The organism is Bacteroidota bacterium, assembly GCA_039111535.1.
GTDB lineage: Bacteria > Bacteroidota > Rhodothermia > Rhodothermales > JAHQVL01 > JBCCIM01.
The window spans coordinates 1-19,389 of the sequence record JBCCIM010000065.1 but is presented as its reverse complement, the minus strand read 5'-3'; the positions used below and the strand labels follow the sequence as shown (position 1 = coordinate 19,389).

Below are 19,389 nucleotides of genomic sequence, written 5' to 3'. Positions count from 1 at the left end.
AAAGCAGCCTACACCAAATAGGACAAGCAATACCTCTACAGGCCCTTAACGTTGAAAACGAGCGAAGTACGCTTGTAAGCAGATCGCGCTATCAGCTACGCAGCCCGGCAGACATCACAAGGGCAAGTAACACGCAACCGTTCCCAGGTATAAATCCCGGCATCGTGTCCATCATCCCATTTAAATGAAATGGCATAGCCGCCAACGGGCGTTATTGCAATGTTGTCCCATCGCATCAAGCCGGGTACGCGAAAGAGGTCAGGGTCAGGGAGTTTGCCCATGTTTTCATGACCGCCGGCGCAGGACGCGCAGGGACAAGTGCGGCGGAGACCATCCAGCGGAAAAACGGTGACGTGTCCGTCTGCCCATTCGATTGTCAGGGTTTGCGCTTCTTTCTCAACGGTGAGACGTTTTGCACGGAAGGAGGGTTGGGGCATGGGTAGGCGCAGCGTTGTTCTTCAAAATATTGGGTAAAAGAAAACACCCCGACAGACAGACTGCCAGGGTGTTTCTTAAAGAAAAGATTTCCAGCTAGCTGAACTAAGCTTCCTCTGCCTGGTAAACATCTTTCAGGAGAATCTGAAGTTTAGAGCGGCCGCGGTTAATACGACTTTTAACCGTTCCCATCGGTAACCCGGTAATCTCAGCAATCTCCTCGTAAGCAAGCTGCTGTACGTCACGAAGTACAACTACTTCACGGAAAGATTCAGGAATCTCATCCAGGGCGTCCTGAATGTACTTGTCCTGAATTGTGCTTTCAGCGTGGTTATCCGGACGAAAAGTCTCGTCAGGAAGCTGCAATTCATACTCTTCGTTGTCGCGGTTTACGGACTGCAAAGAGTACATGCGTCTGCGCTTGCGCTTACGATATTCGGAGCGCGCCAGGTTGCCGGCAATGGTGTAAAGCCATGTTGAAAACTTCGCGATGCGCTGGTACGAATGACGGTTCCGATAGACACGAAGGAACGTTTCTTGTAACAGGTCTTCACAACGCTTGGCATCACCCAAGAAACCATACAGGTAATGTGTAAGTCGTTCTGAGTACTTGTCAACAAGGATGTTGAATGCCTCAACCGTCCCTTGCTGGAACTGCTCCATCAGATCTTCGTCGCTCATCTGTACGAGCGTCTCATATCTGTTGGAAGTCATGCTGGGCGCATAACGGGATCTTATGGTCTGGGGAGTGTCTAACATGTTGTAATCTATAATCTACGAGAAGGCAAACGGCCATTCGCCTTCAAAAACGGGTGTTTCGATTTTCAGAGAGCTTTCTATAATACGGAATTTTTAAGACATATGTCTGTCTTTAAAGCGCGATCGTTTCATTTTAATTTTGAAATTATTGTGATTTGAAGCTGAATTTGCCTGAAAAGGAGGGACAGTTCTTCGAGGGATGAACACTAATGGCCAGGTTTCGTGCTGGTACCACGTCAGGCGTTACGATATGCTGATCATAAGAAAGGCAAGTACCCAGATCAGATCGGTTGCCAATGTACAAAGGCAGTAGAAAAGAGGGCCGATCAAAAAGATGAGATGCAACTCACATAAATTGATACCTAATATTAGTTTATATCAAATAAATTAATCAACAGTCGTTTTACTGAAAAACACGACGGTAAATTGGATTACAAAAACGTCTTTTGAGAGGTGCTTTTGGTAAAGCTGCAGAAGGCGTTAACCCAGGGTACTAACAGGAAGGGAAGTATACTTCAATAATAAATAAGCAAAAACTTTCTTAATCCTGTCTACCAATCATTCCGGAGATTGGGCAACACGGAAGAAGTAGTTACTTTTTATTTTCGGGCTGATTGATGGAATCAACCCGCCTCGGCTGCTGGTCAATTGCCCTGCTGGTTTACGCCATCTAATCGTTCCAGTATTGCGCTCTTCTTGCCATCAATGCCGGGTATTTGTCGTCGGTATCGCCTATTGCAGTTTTGGTGTCGAGCAGTTCTTGTTTCAGTTCCTGCACAACAGTTGCATATCGCGGGTCTTTGTACACATTGCGTAACTCATGGGGGTCGGTACGCAGATCGTAGAGTTCCCATCCGGGTTGGGTTGGCGTTTCGAGTGCGCCGACAGCATCCAGGGGCAAGCCATAATAGAAGATCAATTTATAGTCTTTGGTGCGGATACCATAATGCGCCGGGTTGTCGTGGTGGGTCATGTGCATCCAGTACCTGTAGTAGGAAGCCGTTTTCCAGTTGGCCGGCGGGTCATTGCCCTTCAAGATCGACAGGAAGCTATCTCCCTGCATAAAGTCGGGTTTTGTGATCCCAACCATTTCAAGAAGGGTAGGGGCAAAGTCTACATTGTTAATAATGGCATCTGACGTTGAGCTTTGCGCTACGTATGCTGGATACCTGACGATAAATGGCACCTGGAGTGACTCTTCGTACATCCAGCGTTTGTCGATATAGTCGTGTTCGCCGAGCATCATGCCCTGGTCCGATGTGTAAATGATAATGGTGTTGTCTAACTCGCCCGTTTCTTCTAGATGGTCGAGAAGCCGGCCCACATTGTCGTCAATTCCCCGGACGGTGCGCAGGTATTTTTTGAGGTAGCGCTGGTAAGCGAGGTGTGTGTATGTGGAACTGTCAGCTGCCTGGTCGACAAACATGTGGTGCCCCATGTTGCGTCGTTCATTTCGTTTGGATACAGAGGTGCCTGTGCCGGCTGTTGCAACAGACCCATGTTCAGGTTGGAAGCGCAAGCTCTGGGGTTCGGGGATTTCGATGTCTTCGTACAGCCAGTCGTACCGTTCCGCATTTTCAAAGTTATCGTGTGGTGCTTTGAAGTGGTGCATCAGAAAGAATGGTTTCTGGGTGTCACGGCCCTTTAGCCATTCTAGCGATAAATCGGTTACAACGTCTGATGAATGTTTGGAATCATACCCGGCATAGCGCACCACGTTGTTGGGCCATGCACCTTCGCCATCCACACGGAGTATCGGGTTGAAGTAGGAGCCCTGGCCCGGTAATACAGCGTAGTAATCAAATGCTGCTGGTTCTTCTTTGAGATGCCATTTACCGATCATAGCGGTTTCATAACCAGCGTCTCCGATGAGGTTAGCCAGATGCTGGCGCTCGGGTTCGATGCGGCCGTTGAGCGTGAGTACCCCGTTTACATGGCTGTATTGCCCGGTCATCAGCGTAGCCCGGCTTGGGGTGCAAATAGAATTGGTAACAAATACGTTGGTGAGGTGGATGCCTTCTGCAGCGAGGCGGTCGAGTCGTGGGGTAGGATTAACAACCGCGAGCCGGCTTCCGTACACGCCAACCGCATGTGCAGCGTGGTCATCCGACATAATAAAGAGGATATTGGGCCGGGTCTCCTGGGCTGTGGCATTGCCTGTAACAAGAAAAGCGCCAGTGAAAAAGAGACCGAGTAAAAGAAACAGTGCAAAGCGGGGAGGCTGGCAGCGATACATAATACAGGGGGCGATTGGGTGACGGGGTGAGGCTGTGTATGTAGTCTGATGTTAGAATACTGAACGGACGCCACGAAATCCACAAATGGACTTACTGATTTTCACACAGGCGGTTGTTGTGGCATTATGGTGAGATACAGTTGGGTATGAACAGCCGCGTCTACGCTACCAAGTCTGCGTAACAACACGCTGTTGGGATACGTTAGTGCATCAGTTATAGCTACAGAACTGTACAGTTAAGTAGACAGGTTTTTGCGAGATGCCGGAAGGTCAGATTTAGAAGCAAATTCTGCTGAAACGTCCTTTTTAGTGCTTTAAGGGAGGTTTTGAGTTGATTTAGGGAGATGTAGCCCGCTGTCAGTGTCTGATGAACGTTACCCGGCTTGGCATTTGCAAAAAGACCAACCAGTATGCATTTGTGCGGAGATTCACAATCGCGTTTGTCCAGTTGATAGGAAGACAGACTCCGCCGGCCCAGAAATTTAGGAGTATGATACCATGAAAAATTTAAACGTTAGAAAAAACGCTCTCTCGACCCTGCCCCTGATCGCCTTCATGTTTTTGCTTAGCGGATGTATTATCGACGCTAACGACGACGAAGGGACGATAATGTATCCGGTAGAATTTGTCTTCTCCATGCAAGATGCCGCCATTAACGGCGATGTAGCCTCTGTTCAATTTTCAGTAGGCAATGTTACCCCGAATGTTGTAGACAACGGTGTGGTGCTTGCCTACTTCCGCGAGCAAGGGACCTGGACGGCAATGCCGTACACGTTTGGGATTGAGTCTCCGGACATCCTTGCTGTCGACTATACCATTACGATGGGATATGCCTATGATGATGGGCTTGTTGAGGTGTTCTATGAAGCCTCAACGCCTGAAGCGCCTCTGATCGATCAGCCTGACCGCCGTATCAAGGTTGTAATCCTGGATGATCTCGCTTTTGCACGCCAGGCAAACATCGACCTGAACGACTATGAAGCCGTTAAAGCACACTTTAATCTGGCTGAATAAAGCGGTTGATAAGATACAAATTCCTTTGCTTGCTTTGCCATGCAAGACAATAGAGAGCAGGTCCGACGGGCCTGCTCTTTTTTTGTATAGAAGCTGGTAAAAGTGCCGATAAAGAGAGGGACCACAGAACACAGGTTTTTAGCGCAGACATATCACATGGATAACAACGAACGCGATCTTGAGTCTGAACCATTGCCACCCCCTAGTCCACACTTACGGCGGGTCATAGCAGATTTCTATCGCACCACCATGGACGGCTACAAGGAGGCCGGCTTTCCGTTCGGAAATACGGTTGACGCCATGTTAATCTGGTTTGAGTTTGGCCTGAAGACGACCAGCAGCTAGGCTTTGTGTGATAAATTCAAGTTTATCTGACAAAGCCGTATCCTGAGCGAAAGCGAAGGATCTGAAACTACAGCGTTTGTCGCCACAGTTAAGGCCCTGCACCTGACATTTAGCGTAATGTGACGGGCATCGTTTTTACAACCTGGTCAGCAGCAACACGGACGAGGTAAACGCCTGGGGTGAGGTTGTCTGCCGGCAGTACGTATTGGTAGGCGCCGGGGCTTGCAAATCTATTTTCCAGCGTTTCAACACGTCTGCCTAACAGGTCGTATACATCTACGCGCAGCGCGGCAGGTGCCGCGAGTTGCAGCGAGAGATTACTTTCTCGCACAAACGGATTGGGATAGGGTGCATCTACGGTTAAGGTGGCCTGCACGCCTTCTGGTATTTCTGTGCTAGTAGAGACCTGGCTGAAGTCAAAGCGGGCAACGACAGGCAGATGATCAGAAGTAGAGCTGCCGAAGAGGTTTATGTCGTCAGGAAGATCCGGAATGAATCCAGCTGAATTGCTTATATAGTCTCCGAATAACTCATTGGTGATCAAAATATGATCGAGCATGTTACCCGTACTTGTACACGATGAGTTGTTGCAAAAAGAACCGTCACCTGCTTCTTCAATGGGCAGGGTTACAAACGCGAAATCATCAGGGTCCTCGATAAAGTTGGCATAGGGAGAAGGCCGGCCACCTGAGGTCGAACGTTCTAGTTCATCATTGAAATCTCCCAAAACAACTACATGCTCGCTTTCCAGGGTGGTGAAGTCGATATGATTTTTCAAGCGGCCCGATGCATCAACGCGCCGTTCGTAGCTGTCCGGATCGGAAAAGGCCTTCATGTGCAGGACAATAAATGTTACGATGACTGTAGTATCAGGTAACATAATGTCAGCCTCCAGTTGCAAGGGAGGACGGAAGGCAAAAGGCTGAGCAAATGACTCGAGAATGTGCCGCACCTGTCGAACCCGAATTACATTGGTATTGTAAATAAAGCCAACTTTTTGCTCGCCACTATTTGTTGCCAGTCGCCCATCGTAATCATCTCCCAATGTAGCAAGCAACGTTTCAAAATCATCGCCGTCAGCAATTTCCTGAACACCCCATAAATCTACGCCAGAACCACTAATGACAGCTGCAGCATTGTTTAACTGCAATGTCGTATTGGACGGGCCATTGTTCTCATTACCAAACCATTCAATATTCCAGGTAGCGATATCCAGCGTGTTGTCGTTGCCGATATTCTCGACCGATTGCGCGTTTACATGAGTGAATAGAAAAAACGAAGCAATAAAAATGAAGTAGGATTTGATGTACATAGAGAAGTAAGTAGGGGGATAAAACGGGTTTATTCGAAGTCCGTATTCAATTTGAATCGCGCAATGCGGTTGTTGCCTGAGTCTGCAACGTAAACAATCTGGTCATAGTAGGCTACACCGTTCGGGTTGTCGAACTGTAGCGCACCATCGCCTGTACCGCCAAACGAAACAGGAACCGGGATGGTGCTTTGGGAGCCCGGTGGAGGCGCAACGCCTTCTACGCCGGCAGCTGTAAAGACAAACAGGCTGTCTTTGCCAGAGTCCAGTACATAAAGATAATTGGTGCCATCTGCAGCAAAAGCCAGGTCTGATGGGTTCAGGAATTTGAACTCTTCATAGAGAAAGCCCGCCCCTCTGTTAGGATTAAATGCGCTTTGGAGACGTTGGGTATCTGGTCGGTAATCAATGCCATCATTGGTTTGGACGGCCAGGATTGATAATACCGGGAATGCGAGTTCATCACCAGCAGCGATATTTTGTGGGTCACCATCTAGCGTTGCACTCTGCGCGAGAATAAAATGCTGCTCAGCGGTAAAGGATGAACGCTGCGGAGGGTGGACGAAAGTAAGCACGTCAGCAGGGTTTATCGCACTACGTAGACTGGCCCGTGTAGGATTAAGAGCGAGAATGGCACCCAGGTTAATACCTTCCGGTGTGAATGACAAAATTGTATTATGTGGCAAAATCACCGATGTGCGGTCATTGACGGGGCCCCGGCGCGAAACGTAAATAGAGTTGTCACGCAGCACAGCTACACCTGTAAACTCAACTTCTTCGTCTGTTGAAATAGGATCCGGGCGGTTGAACTTTCTCGAGTCGTCGTCAAACGGATGCCAGATCACGTTTTTGATGCTGGGATTCCCTGTTGTAATACCTGTGTAATGAATAATGACGGGTAAATTCCAGTTGCGGCCGTTCAGCATCGTGTCACGGCGGGCGGTAACGTATACGTCAAACCGCCGATCCTGGATAACAGATGTGCCACCACCCGGGATGTCAAGAAAAAGCGCCGGCCGGCCAGCCAGATCGTATACATGTAAACCCCGTGCATCAACGGCATAGAGTAGTTGATCAAACCCTACGTATACATCTTGCGGAGCCTGCAACTGCGATGCATCTCCTGATATAGTGAAGAAGGGGGACAACGGTACGTATTCCACTTCGCTGACAAGCCCTGGCTCAATGCGGCCGGCGTCGAATATTTCATCGGTTGTATTATCCTGCTTGGAGCCAAATAAATCATCACAACCCGTAAGCGTGACCAGCAGCAAGAGGAGTGATATGATAAACCCGTTTTGTAGCATTGATGCGGTAGGACGAATCATTTAAAATGCGGTGAGCAGGCTAATTCTGTGAACGGTACCCAAACGCTCCAACTGGCTGAAGCCATAGTCAAAGCGTACGTCTGGACCAATAAAAGGCAGCGTGAGTCCGATGCCGGCGCTAGGGACGGTATATTCTTCAATGCCAAAACGGTATCCTGTGCGCAAGGCAAGCAGGTCCTGCCAAACATATTCTATCCCGATATTCCAGTTCTCTGCATTGTCATTCGGATTGTTCAATTGGGCAGAGACAAACAGGTTGCTCGATGGATTGCTTTGCATCACGTTGTACGTGAGGCCGAGCAGGAACGTGGTGGGTAACGTAAGCGACTCAAGGTCATCTTCAATCACCACTGAGGGGTCTGCGATGACATTACGTGAGATTTCACCATTGGCAAAACTATCGAGTCCAAAATTGCGCAGTGATACGGCCATCTGGGCACCAGTATTGCCAATCCGGTAGAATATGCCGAGGTCAAAAGCAACAGTAGTTTGATCTATTCCAGCAGCACTCTCGCGGATGTATTTGGTGGTTACCCCATAACTGAACAAGTCCGTAAGGCTTTGGGCAATGGTGAGACCGGCGGCCATGTCGAACAGGCTGAACGTCTCGCCTGTCCCGAACGGTTCAAATTCTGTGGTAACATCCATTTCGCCCGAACTCAGGGTTTGCAAGCTTAACCCAATGGTCAGCGAAGGGCCGGGGAGATGGAAAGTTGTGCCAACGTAGTTGAGGTTTACATCAACGAAGTATGACACATGGCTAACGCCAAAGCTGAATTTGTCCAGGTGTGCTGCAAGCGCGGGATTCCAAAAGAGGGCACTGGCATCAATTGCGTTTGATACAACCGTTTCGCCGAGTGCAGCGCCACGGGCGTCTACCGGAACCTTGAGGAACTGAAACCCCGACGTGCCAGCGCGGTCACCCCCAAGGTTGGGCAGCAACTGAGCTTGCAGCGTGCCAGGCACCATGAAGAACGCCAACAATATGATGATTCTAATGCGCATAGTTCAGTGATTAGAAACTCAGGTTAACAGTTAGAAACGGAATGAGATACCAAGCACGATGTGCCGCTGAGGCAGGAATCGTGCAGGATTGAACGGGGGTGTGCCGCTGGCATTGGGATCTTCATACCGCAGATCACGGGTGCTGGAAGTCACATCAAAACTCTGGTTGCCGCGCAAATCAACAAAATTGGTTGACGTGGCATCGATATTCGGATAAGCCTCTCCTGTTACCGGGTTTACAATTACGCCATTCGTCTGATTGAAGAGGTTGGTGATCTCAAGCGTTAACAGCACATCAGATGCACTGACTTTGAATGAACGTTGCAAGTTGAGGTCAAACCACCACCAGGGTTCACCAATTTCTGAAAAGCGTTTGGCAGGATCCGGATCAACTTCGTATACCGGACGCCAGTCGGCTTCACCAGTAAAGGGATTCACCTCGTTGCCCCGGAAGAGCACAGGAGTGTAGCGCTGTCCGCTTCTGTAGGTGGTTGAAAGAAAGAGCTTGAACCTGTTGATACCAGGGATATTCATCAAGGGCTCATCTTCATCATAAGAGAAGGTGAAACTTGCTTTCAGATCCAATGGCCGGTCCCAGGCAAGGGGCGTCTCAAAGGTATTGTCGATGTCGCCGTTAGCCAGGAAGTCGGAAAGGGCATCGTTGTTGGTTGAACTCAAGCCAGTTGCGCGCGAGAAAGAAGCGCTGAGTTGCCCCTGAAACCAGTTCCCAATACGTTTTAGATAGCTTGCCTCAATACCCCGAACACGTGCAAAGTCGCCGTTGATACGGAATGCCCGCGTTACATCTCTGCCAGTGGGGTCTTTAACCACAACATTGGATACGGTAATGAAGTCGAATTTGTCCCGCCAGAACGCCGTGATGTTGAACACGTCGTTGCTCGAAAATTGATTGCGCAGCCCAAGCTCGTAGGAAATGTCAACTTCTGGATTCAGGTCAGGATTACCCAGGTCAGAAAAGAAGGAGCGGTCCTGGAAGAATGGATCGAGGCCGGTATACACAAACGTCGGGTGTGGAATACGCGTGGAGTGTCCGTAATTAAAGAAGAGTACCCTGTTGTCCTGAATAGGGAAGGAGACCCGAAGTTTGGGTAGCAATCTGAGTTTGTAGCGCAGCCCAAAAAGGGAAATTGTGTTGTCTTTATAGTCCTCCCGTACCCCGTCGAGAATCGGGGCAATAGGATTATCTACAAGATCATCTACGTATTTGCCAGGAGCCCAATATTCGAGGCGCAGGCCAAGGTTGGCAATAAGACCACGGTAACGGATCTGCTGTGTGCCGAAAAAGGCGCCACGCTTGGGTTTGACCCGCCAGATATCCGAGCTTTCTCCTAGTCGGTTTGTACTGGTTGTGCCCTGATCGTCAGAGCCGACAGGAGCACCAACCCATGGCCGCAATACATCAATCCACTGATAGTCGTTGAATTTGAATTCGAAACCGACATCCGTCTGGTTATTTTTGTCAGCGGAGAAGCGAGTATAGGTACTCTTTAAAGTGATCTCTTCAGCAAAGTGGTCGTGAAAACGCGTGGCAATGCCGCCGTTGTTGATGAGACCGGGGCCTGGTAGCACAAAAAGACCATTAGGATCAAGAGGCTCACCAGCTTGATCTAGGAACAGGTTGGCGGGGTACGTGACAATGCTTTCCGGGTCAAGTTCTGAAGAAACACTTTCAGGCCGCCAGTCGCGTCCGTTTGCGTCAGCGCGGAGCCGCGTAAATAGTCGGCTCAATTGCACATTATAAAAAGACCGCTCATTCAGTACATGAGACCATTTTACGTAGGCAATAATATTGTCGTGTGCGTAGGTATTGGCATTGTCAGGGTTGAGGACAAACGCGTATTGAAAGCCAGGTGAGACAATGGCGTCGTTACCTGTTACCTGCAACATGCGCGAGTTCTGGTTGACCGTTAGCGACCGCTGGTAAGAAGTCTGCAGTTTCATGCCTGATTTCAGGTCGTACGTCAGCTTGGCAATACCATTCCAGCGATTACCTGCGCGTGGCATAAAGAAGGTCCCCTTTACCAGGGAGGAACGTACCTGCTCCGGATTTGCTGTTTGGCGGGTAAAACCGTCTGCCAGCTGAACCTGACCAGAGGCAAAAAACCTGAGTTTTTCACGAACAATAGGTCCGCTGAGGTTAAACTCATAAGTCTCTTCCTGGAAGTTGGATGATGCGTCCTCATTGTATCCGAAGTTATCGCGCTTGTGTCCGAAGAAGCCGGCAAACTGGTCTGTGCCATCCTGTGTCCGGACGGAGACAACACCCGACGTCACATCACCTACATCAGCGCCAATACCGCCCGTTGTGACTTCCACTTCACTGAAAGCGTTGGTGCCAATGTCGAGACCAAATCCAGTGCCAGCCAGTGGGTCTTTAGCAGAAACACCATCAACAATAAACCCGGTTTCATCCGCACGGCCACCGCGTATATACAGTCCTGTTGGATCTTGCACCACACCAACCTGGGCTGCCACAACACCCTGAATATCTCGAACAGGTGCAGCAGCAATCTGATCGCTTGAGATGGTGACAGAACTGGTTGCGCTCTCAACATCCAGTAGCGGTTTTTCGCCAACAATCACAATCTCATCGTCTGTAGAAAGTACCGCGATCTCCAGGTCGATATCTAGCGTCGTTGTCTGACCGTTTTGAACAGCAATTGCTGTGAATAGCTTCGTTTGGTAGCCGATGTAGGAGACTTTGAGCGAGTATTCTCCCGCATTGAGGTTGGCAATTTCATAGTTGCCGTCGAAGTCGGATGCTGCGCCGTTTGCTGTGCCGACAACAATGACATTAACGCCAATGAGGGCTTCACCGTTGTCAGCATCGGTAATGGTGCCGGCGATGCTACCCTGCCCGTATGCAGACGGTTGGAATCCCAATAGATGGATGCCGCCAAGCAATAGCGCAACGAATAGCCGAGAAATATTTGTTCGGGTTTGCATCATCAACAATTAGCGTTTTGGAAATCCGAGGCTTTCAAGCATCAACTTAACGGCAGTTTTGGCTGCTTCGCCGTCCCCGTTGGCATCGGTTAGCGAAGGTGCTCCAGTTTGTTCGTTAACCATAGGGATGGTGAAAATCCCGATCCGCTGGTCAGCACTTATTGACGCCACGCTAGACGGGCCGGGCCAGTCTCCCTGGTTGCTGTTCAGCGCTACGTAGCGGTACATGCCGTCATACAATGGAACGGTACTCGCGCCATCTGCAACAAAGGGCAGCGCGCCAATGATAAATTGTTGTACAGTCAATTCCGGTGGTACCTGCCCGGTGCCGGGTACTTCGTTGAGTGGCGTGAGCGTAGATCCTGTTGGCAGGCTGAGGCGGCGTAGAGAATCGGGCAGCAGCACCAATTCATTGACCGGTAAAATTGCAACAGCTGGATTGTTCAGGTTTGTTTCCGGGTCGTTGGGCAGGGTGATGGGGGAGTGCACCATCAGTTTGCCACCTTGATCGAAGAAGCCATCCATTACGCTGGCTGCGAGGGGCAGGTTATTGCCCTGCACGCTGTTCGTCGAGGCTGTAGTTACCCAATAGATGTAGTCGTACGCATTAAAGAAACTTTGCAGCGTAGGAGACGCATTGGGTGGAAGAGCATCAGAGCGAGGCGCATTGCCCGTGTTGCCGGTGACAAAAGGCTCAGCAATTTTCCATGTGTCCAGATCTGTACCCGCTGGCAGATACTCTTGCAGCAGGTTTACATGGAAAGACTGGATGGTCGGATTCGACGCTTTTCTGAAATCATTGACAAACAGGATATTGCTATTGGATTTTTTGACATACCATTCAAAACGTTCGATTGTGCTAGTCGTATCGGTTGCATCCACCGAGCGGACATAGAAGGTATTGTCTGATTCCAGCATCAGGCCGGGCACGGTGATACCAGAAGATACGAGGCCGCGTCCAAAGAACACCTCGCTCTCAATGGTTGTGCCGGCCGCTTGATCGCGGCCCATATTGTTTGCGCTCAGGGTAATAAAGTCAACATCTGGCGGCAGGCTCACAAACGAAGTCGAATCGTTGAGTGAGATATCAATTCTGGTGATGTTTTCTGGTCCGTCTGGGTCGTCCGCACGCCAGGCAAAAGAGATAATGCCAAAGGTCGTGTCTGGCGGCAGGTCAAACGAACTGATACGAATGTTAGGGGGGCTGTTTTGAATAGGGAATACGGTGCGTGCCGGCGTAGGATCTTTGATGCCTTCGTTGTCAATGGCTCGCACTTCAAAAGCTACGTTAGCGGTTTTGGAGCCGCGTTCGATTGGTAACAGAATCAGCGTATCGTTGGCGAGTGTGGCTGTCCAACCTTCTTCTGGCATAAGGAGGTCATTCTCGTCAAAGAATCTAAATTCGAAAGATTGGACAAATCCGTCTGCGTCATCACCGGACCAGGAAGCAAACACGGTGCTGATTAGCCGGTTTTCTTCATTGAGGTTGTCTACCAGCGAAGTGTCCCGAACACTCAATTCGGTGTCTGGGGGCTGGTTTTCAAGCGGGGTGCCAGAAATGTCCGAGTCACATCCCAATTGCACGAGGCAGCAGAGGAGGCATACAAACAGAAGCAAGTGGCCTAGCGTCCGGTTCACAGTCAGTGGGAAATTAAAATCTTGGAATAAAAACAGGCTGGTTATCACCCTGTAGCTACCCTGCTACAGGGTGATAACCATCACCCTGTCAAATTACCGATGCGTTACTTCATCAGCAGCATTTTGCGCGTAGTGGTTTGCTCACCAGCCGTGAGGCGGTAGAGGTACATGCCACTTGGCAGGTTAGCTGCGTCGAACTGGAAAGTATGTTCGCCAGCGTTTACAACGCCGTCAACCAATACGCTTACAGAGCGACCAAGGAGGTCGAATACTTCAAGCGTTACCTGGCCGGCTACAGGTACTGCGTAGCTGATCGAGGTAGTTGGGTTGAACGGATTCGGGTAGTTCTGCTCCAGTGCGAAACTGAAAGGCTGTTCGCCGTCCTCCGTGTTTACACCACCAATACCTACGTCCGTCAACGACTCAGGTACAAGCTTGTAATCGCCAAACGAGAACCACCAAACACCCTGGATGAAGGCAAGCTCAGTACCTTCAGGAATAGAGGTGTTAAAGTCGCTAGCGATGCCCTGTGATGCATCGTCACCGATGAGGTAATCTTCGGTGCCACTGGTGGCAAACGTCCACTCTCCAAAGCTGCGCTCTGGGCCGCTTACAACTTCTTCAAAACGAAGCATCATACCTTCGTGGGCTTCGGCGATGCTCTCATCAAGCAGTACCGTTGTTGGTACTACTTTTCTGTCGAGCGTTGGGTTACCAGAAGACATCACATCGTAGGTGGCAGAACCAAGGGTGGTTACGCCAAATGACTCGAAAATGTCAGCCTGCGTGATATTAATGAGGTCACCCTGCTGCAGTGAAGTGCCGCTTTCAGACAGGAAGATGCCGGTCCAGCCGGCGAGCTCTGAATCATCCTGCAGTACAATCAGACCTGAAACAGAAGGATCAGACTGTACCGTCGCTACGATGTTCATCGTTGTGGTAAGTCCCGTGAATGGGCTGTCGCCAGGCCCTTCATCGATTGTGAGCTGGATGTCTTCGATAGAATTGATGCCATCAGCCAGCGTACGATAGAACGCTGGGTCAGAAGTTGACGTAGCACCTGTGTTGTCTGTAGAAGTTGCCCAGTACGTTGTGAATACACCGTCAGTCTGTGCAGGAATTGTACATTCAACCATGTCACCCATGGCGGTACCGTCAACAGTCATTTCTGTAGCATCTTCAGAAGTAAAGTAGATGCAAGAGCTTGAGTCGATAGTACGGCTTGGGTCAGGAGTGGTAACGAAAGAGATGGTTACGTCAGCATCTCCTGCTGGAATACCAGCTGGTCCCGTAAGGGCAGAGATAATTGGCGGCGTCTCGGTAACTTCAATGTCACAACGGAATCCTTCTGTACCATCGCAACCGCGACGCTCAAAAGGAACGATGCTCAGGATACCATGATCTGGTACACTACGACCAATGCCATCAGCAAAGTCCTGGAAAATGAGGAAACCCTGCAGATTCAATACCGAACCAGGAGGAGGTGGTACAAAATCGTCAAGGTCTGTCACGTCTTCATTATTGAACGTTTCAGGATAGTCGCCTCGGTCGTTACGGAACTGTAGGCCGGTATCGTAGAAGTTAGCAATTGTGGTTCCGCCGTCTGAGGAAACGTAGAAATCCGGCCGGTCAGGGTTGGTCAGCAGGCGTGCCTGCAATGTTGCTCCTTCAATCCGGACAAACTGGTTACGGAGGTCTGCCAGATTGGCAAAGTTGGCTTGAACGCCGTCCCCGGTACCAACTGCTGCGTTGATCTGGTCAGTTGTAACAACTACCGGGTCTAGCAGGGTTTCAGGCAGCGAAAGATCAGCCAACGAACCAAGGAATTCAATGGAAGACGGTGAGATCTGCATCGTTGTACCGAAAGGAGAAATGTCTCCAGTGATACGCAATACTTCCCCAATGCCAAAGCTCAACAGGTTGTTGGTGTCGAAGGCGCCATCTACAATATGGATACCCATGCCTTCATTTCCTTCGGTAGCGGCCTGGATATCACGCCCGAAGACATGGACACGAGAAGGGCGGCCATCGGTTACATTGGCCAGGCCCGAGTTACGCGGGTCAGCCATAAGTACTACCTCAATAGTTACGGTAGTACCAGCAATTTCATTGAAAATATTGGCTTCGATTTCTTCTGAAGTCAGGTTTTCTCCGCCGGCCTGAAGCGTCATTAGCTGCGACTCAGGAATGGCATTGATGTCACGTACTGACGTAATATCCTGCGCCAATGCTGGCGTAGCGATAAACACAATCAGTAGGAGTGAAAAACGTTTGATAGCGTTTCTAATCATTGTGTAAGTGATGTTGGTTAGGATGGTTGTTTAAACTTGGGGGCAGATGGGTTGCATTATTTGATAATCACAAATTTGCCATGCTGGACATCGCCCGAATTAAGGTCTTTGACCGTGTAGAGATAAAGACCGGCTGTAAGGCTAAGGCCATTTTCGGAAAGCAGGTCCCAGGCGTGTTCACCGCCTGGCAGCCGGCGATTTTCTGCGCTAAAGTCGTCAAACCACCGGGTGTCCCCGGTATAAGTTGTTGCGTCGTGGTCGAGCGTTTTTACAATTTCGCCCGCCACGGTGTAAATGCGGACCTGAGATTGTGCCGGCAGGTTATAAAAATTGAGCCGGCGCGTGCGCGATGTGTTGCCATCCCAGGCGGCATTGATACGGTAGGGATTAGGGTAAACACCTACTTCAAATGCTTCATTATCGTTCGAAGGCGTGCCCGGGAATACGCGGGTGGCATTTGCAACACGCGAAGATTCGAAAGAAGGCAGGCCGGCTTGTGGATCCCCTGTGTCAAACGCGGTGATGGTAAAAAGATATTGCCAGCCATTTAGCAAGTTGTTTGCTTCAAACCTGTACCAGTACTCGTTCGGATCTCCTTCAAACGTAACAGGCTCCTCAAGCCGTATGGCGTCAAACCCATTGTTGAAACCTGTTTCGTTGCCCGGGGTGTCGTACTGAGCAATAAGCGTTGCCTGATCAAGGATATTTCCTGAGCGGTCGTCGCCTGGGTTGGTGCGATAAATTTTATAGCCTTCAAAATCTTGTAATCCGGTTACAGGGTCCCTGGATTCCTCTGCGCTACGATCCCAGTATATTGTCACGCCTGTATCCTGGCCCGTAGCGTTATCTGTTTCAGGGTTAGAGAATTCAACTCTGATCTGTGGGGAGGCAGGAGGCTCAGGGATCAGGTAGCGGTCGAGCACACCATTACCATTTACATCCTCACCACTGTCCAGCACACCGTTGAAGTTATTGTCTTCACCTGAATAGGTGCGTTGCGCCCACAGGATGTTATTGTTTAGCAGGGTCTGAGACTCCGGTGTGTCGATGGGTTTTCCGGCCTGTTCCTGGGCATCCTCTGTTTTGAGTGCAGCTACTACGGCAAAAGTGACAGTCAATGTATCACCTGGCGAGACAGACGGGTAGGGCCCAGAAGAGGTCATGCCTATCCAGTTACCCGCGGCCTGTTGGCCATCCGTGCGGATACGGTTGTACCAGTCATCCCGTGCTGTTTCGAATTCCATCTCACTCATAAAGTTGTCTGGGTTCGGAAATTGCTGCGCCATGCGGCGATAGCGCTCATCATCCGAAGATGGCCTTGCAAACTCATCAAGCCCACCGCCAAACAACCACCAACGCGGCGTAACACGGGGTGGTGCGTATCCATCTTGCACAAATGCATCTGCGAGGGTAGGATGGAAGAACCGTTCTTGGCCGGTTAGCGGATCGCGCCATTCGGCACCGAGGAACACAACCGAACCGTATGTATTGAGGGTTTCTTCTACTCCACCTGCATTAAAACCGTATGAGGCATACAGGTCGTCCCGAAACCCATAGCCGCCTTTGTTGAAAAAGGCCCCGCCACCTTCATTCGTTGTATTGATGTTGCGAACAACGATATCATGGTAAATACCAACATAAACGCTGTCCCATGTTGCATCGCTGATATTTACGATGTCAAAGTTTAGGATGACGAAGTATTCTGTGAAAGGGAAATTCCATGCAAAAGACTGTTGCTCGACAACCATGCCCAGCCGGCCCTGCGGATCTGGCATTGGGATAGAGGTCCCGGGTAACACAGCTGCCGTATCTACATAAGTAGTCGCATAGTCCTGATGACTTGTGGCCTGGCCCGTGAAAAACTCGGATTCTGGCAGGGTTGATCGCGAAATAATCGTACTCGCCTGCGCAAACTCATATCCCGAAGCGCCCGGGCTGTATCCACCTGCAGCAGTCACGGCTCCCGTTCTAACGGTGACCGTACCGTCGCTCCGGATGGCACCTACCCACAATCCTGCTTCAAACAAGTGTTCAATGCCTGAATCCAGGGGATATTCGAAAGAGGGAGGACCTGTGGGATTGTTTCGCACATTGGCTTTGCCAATAAAGCCGGCATTCGTAACCGTCAGCCCTACGTTGCCTACATCTACAACTGCTTCCTCGAACAATTCTTGTCCCAGGGCTTGTGTTGGAGCGAGGGCGAATAGGATCGCCAGCGGCAGCACTAAAAAGAATCTCGACATGTACCAGGTGAGGTGTGGAAATCTTCGGTGGTGTGGGCACCGTTGAATGGTGTGCTTAACAGGGAGCGAAACAGCTTAAGAATAACGCTGCAAACTTAAAACTTCCGGACGGAACTTACTTTAAGAAAACGTAAAGAAAAAGGGCATTCTCGAACCTTCATACAAGTATCACATCTGGCAGCGCCTTGCCGGCAACAAAGGAATCTGCAATCACCATTTGGTAAGTTCTTTTTTATCAGCACTATGCCGGAAATTTTTCTTCGTTTTCACCGCAATATGAATTCCTGTAGCCAAAAAAGGAACTTTATAATCCAACTTTTATGAAATAGGGGACCATCCCAAGAATCGCGGCCCTTGTATCTTCAGCGGCATGATACAACGCATGAACAGGCGTAGCACTTTTTTAGTCACCCATCGTTTTCAGTTTGTCTTTGCATTGCTCGGTCTTTGCACGGCAGCCAGTATGATGGGTTGCGAAAATATCTTCCCCGGAAAAGGCGAAGAAACCCCAACAGGACACTATATTACGCAGCCCCCTTCTTCCCCTGATGGAAGCGGTAAAGTATACCTGGGGCGCGAAATTGCAGAGGTACTCGATACTCCCGAAGTCCCTGAATGGTTGGAGCGCCCAGACCGTGAAACCGAAGAGTTTCCCAACCGCGTCATCCAGGCCCTCGAGTTGCGCCCGACAGATGTGGTTGCCGATATCGGCGCCGGTACAGGCTACTTCACGTTTCGATTCAGCCCCCTCGTTCCGCGTGGCGGCGTACTTGCGGTAGACATCCAGCAAGACATGCTCGATATCATCCAGACCCGTATTCGGGAAGAGGACATCAACAACATCCGCCCAATTCTTGGGACCATCACCAATCCGAGTCTGCCGGCAGACAGCGTAGATCTCGCTATCATAGTCTCTTCTTACCACGAATTCTCCAATCCACGAGAGATGATGGAAAACATTGTCTCTGCCCTCAGGCCCGGCGGTCGCTTTGTGCTCATCGAATACCGCGGCGAGGATCCCACAATTCCCGTCAGCGCCCTTCGTCGTATGACGCAAGACCAGGCCATCAAAGAAATGCGACACGTCGGCCTTCGCTGGAAAGAAACCAAGGACTTCCTCCCGCAGCAACACTTTTTGATCTTCGAGAAGCCGGGTGGGGAGTGAGGAGTTTGGAGTGAGGAGTGTTTGAGTTTGGAGTGAGGAGTGTTTGAGTTTGGAGTGAAGAGTGTTTGAGTTTGGAGTGAGGAGTGTTTGAGTTTGGAGTGAGGAGTTTTAGGGGGTGCGAGATTTATGCAGGGAATTTTTGAGGCCGCTGATTATTGCAATTGTCTCGTCTGAGAGGTTGAATAATAGCTCGAATTCTGCTGCATTGATGTAATTTAGGTCTTTAGCAACGTAGCTTAGCGATTGAACTTCTGCGGCTGATCCTCGGCTTATGTCCCGGAAATGGCTGAATTGCTTTGTTGTGCCTCTTGCATATCCTTCAGCGATGTTACGCATTGTTGACACGGCAGCCCGCTGGATTTGCGACTTCAGCCCTTTGTCCGATACGAAATCAGTATTGGCTGTTAGCATGTAAACACTACGTGTTAGCTTTCTGGCAACCTGCCATGCAAACAAATCTTGAAATCGTTGAAGCCTTGCCATCATTAAATCCTTTTAAGATTAATGACACTTATAAGGGCAATCGCATAACTTCTCCTCACTGTCAAGTCCTGAAATAGGTTGACAATGAATTAGTGTATAGTTTGTGATTTAAGCCCAGTTCGGTAGACCTGATCGGGTTTCCGATAGCCGAGTGTTGTATGTGGACGTTCG

The 19,389-nt window shown here is 49.9% G+C and carries 14 protein-coding genes; 3 read left to right on the top strand and 11 right to left on the bottom strand.

From position 1 onward, the window contains the following. Positions 1–95: 95 nt before the first annotated feature. From AAF564_11900 to AAF564_11890, 3 genes are all read right to left on the bottom strand, one after another. A complete protein-coding gene (locus AAF564_11900) occupies positions 96–437 on the bottom strand; it encodes a DUF971 domain-containing protein (GenBank protein ID MEM8486245.1) in 342 nt (113 codons plus the stop codon). Between the two features lie 103 nt (positions 438–540). Next, a complete protein-coding gene (locus AAF564_11895) occupies positions 541–1,149 on the bottom strand; it encodes a sigma-70 family RNA polymerase sigma factor (protein ID MEM8486244.1) in 609 nt (202 codons plus the stop codon). Positions 1,150–1,864: 715 nt separating this feature from the next. Further along, positions 1,865–3,430 (bottom strand): sulfatase, encoded by a 1,566-nt coding sequence (locus tag AAF564_11890; GenBank protein MEM8486243.1) that lies wholly within the window; start codon positions 3,428–3,430, stop codon positions 1,865–1,867. A 498-nt stretch (positions 3,431–3,928) separates the two neighbouring features. Between AAF564_11890 and AAF564_11885 the strand changes: the two genes are divergently transcribed. Together AAF564_11885 and AAF564_11880 are read left to right on the top strand one after the other, a co-directional pair. Beyond that, positions 3,929–4,444 (top strand): hypothetical protein, encoded by a 516-nt coding sequence (locus AAF564_11885; protein MEM8486242.1) that lies wholly within the window; start codon positions 3,929–3,931, stop codon positions 4,442–4,444. Positions 4,445–4,600: 156 nt separating this feature from the next. Further along, positions 4,601–4,789 carry a hypothetical protein gene (locus AAF564_11880; protein ID MEM8486241.1) on the top strand — a complete coding sequence of 63 codons (189 nt, stop codon included), beginning with the start codon at positions 4,601–4,603 and terminating at the stop codon, positions 4,787–4,789. 109 nt (positions 4,790–4,898) lie between these two features. On the opposite strand, the gene AAF564_11875 is transcribed toward AAF564_11880, so the two are convergent. From AAF564_11875 to AAF564_11845, 7 genes are all read right to left on the bottom strand, one after another. Further along, complete coding sequence (locus AAF564_11875) at positions 4,899–6,101, bottom strand: endonuclease/exonuclease/phosphatase family protein (protein MEM8486240.1); 1,203 nt, start codon at positions 6,099–6,101, stop codon at positions 4,899–4,901. A 29-nt stretch (positions 6,102–6,130) separates the two neighbouring features. Then, positions 6,131–7,426: a hypothetical protein gene (locus AAF564_11870; protein MEM8486239.1), complete on the bottom strand. Its 1,296-nt coding sequence runs from the start codon at positions 7,424–7,426 to the stop codon at positions 6,131–6,133. Further along, positions 7,427–8,431 carry a PorV/PorQ family protein gene (locus AAF564_11865; protein ID MEM8486238.1) on the bottom strand — a complete coding sequence of 335 codons (1,005 nt, stop codon included), beginning with the start codon at positions 8,429–8,431 and terminating at the stop codon, positions 7,427–7,429. Between the two features lie 30 nt (positions 8,432–8,461). Continuing rightward, entirely contained in the window at positions 8,462–11,401 is a 2,940-nt protein-coding gene (locus tag AAF564_11860) for a TonB-dependent receptor (GenBank protein ID MEM8486237.1), read from the bottom strand. A gap of 6 nt (positions 11,402–11,407) precedes the next feature. Then, complete coding sequence (locus tag AAF564_11855) at positions 11,408–13,036, bottom strand: hypothetical protein (protein ID MEM8486236.1); 1,629 nt, start codon at positions 13,034–13,036, stop codon at positions 11,408–11,410. Positions 13,037–13,140: 104 nt separating this feature from the next. After that, positions 13,141–15,327: a T9SS type A sorting domain-containing protein gene (locus tag AAF564_11850; GenBank protein MEM8486235.1), complete on the bottom strand. Its 2,187-nt coding sequence runs from the start codon at positions 15,325–15,327 to the stop codon at positions 13,141–13,143. A gap of 56 nt (positions 15,328–15,383) precedes the next feature. Next, positions 15,384–17,570: a hypothetical protein gene (locus AAF564_11845; GenBank protein MEM8486234.1), complete on the bottom strand. Its 2,187-nt coding sequence runs from the start codon at positions 17,568–17,570 to the stop codon at positions 15,384–15,386. 382 nt (positions 17,571–17,952) lie between these two features. On the opposite strand from AAF564_11845, the gene AAF564_11840 reads away from it, so the two are divergent. Further along, complete coding sequence (locus tag AAF564_11840; protein MEM8486233.1) at positions 17,953–18,735, top strand: class I SAM-dependent methyltransferase; 783 nt, start codon at positions 17,953–17,955, stop codon at positions 18,733–18,735. A 108-nt stretch (positions 18,736–18,843) separates the two neighbouring features. Here the strand turns inward: AAF564_11840 and AAF564_11835 are convergent, their stop codons facing one another. Then, the gene (locus AAF564_11835; protein ID MEM8486232.1) at positions 18,844–19,218 is read right to left on the bottom strand and encodes a four helix bundle protein; all 375 of its coding nucleotides are present in this window, start codon (positions 19,216–19,218) and stop codon (positions 18,844–18,846) included. Between the last annotated feature and the right edge of the window lie 171 nt (positions 19,219–19,389).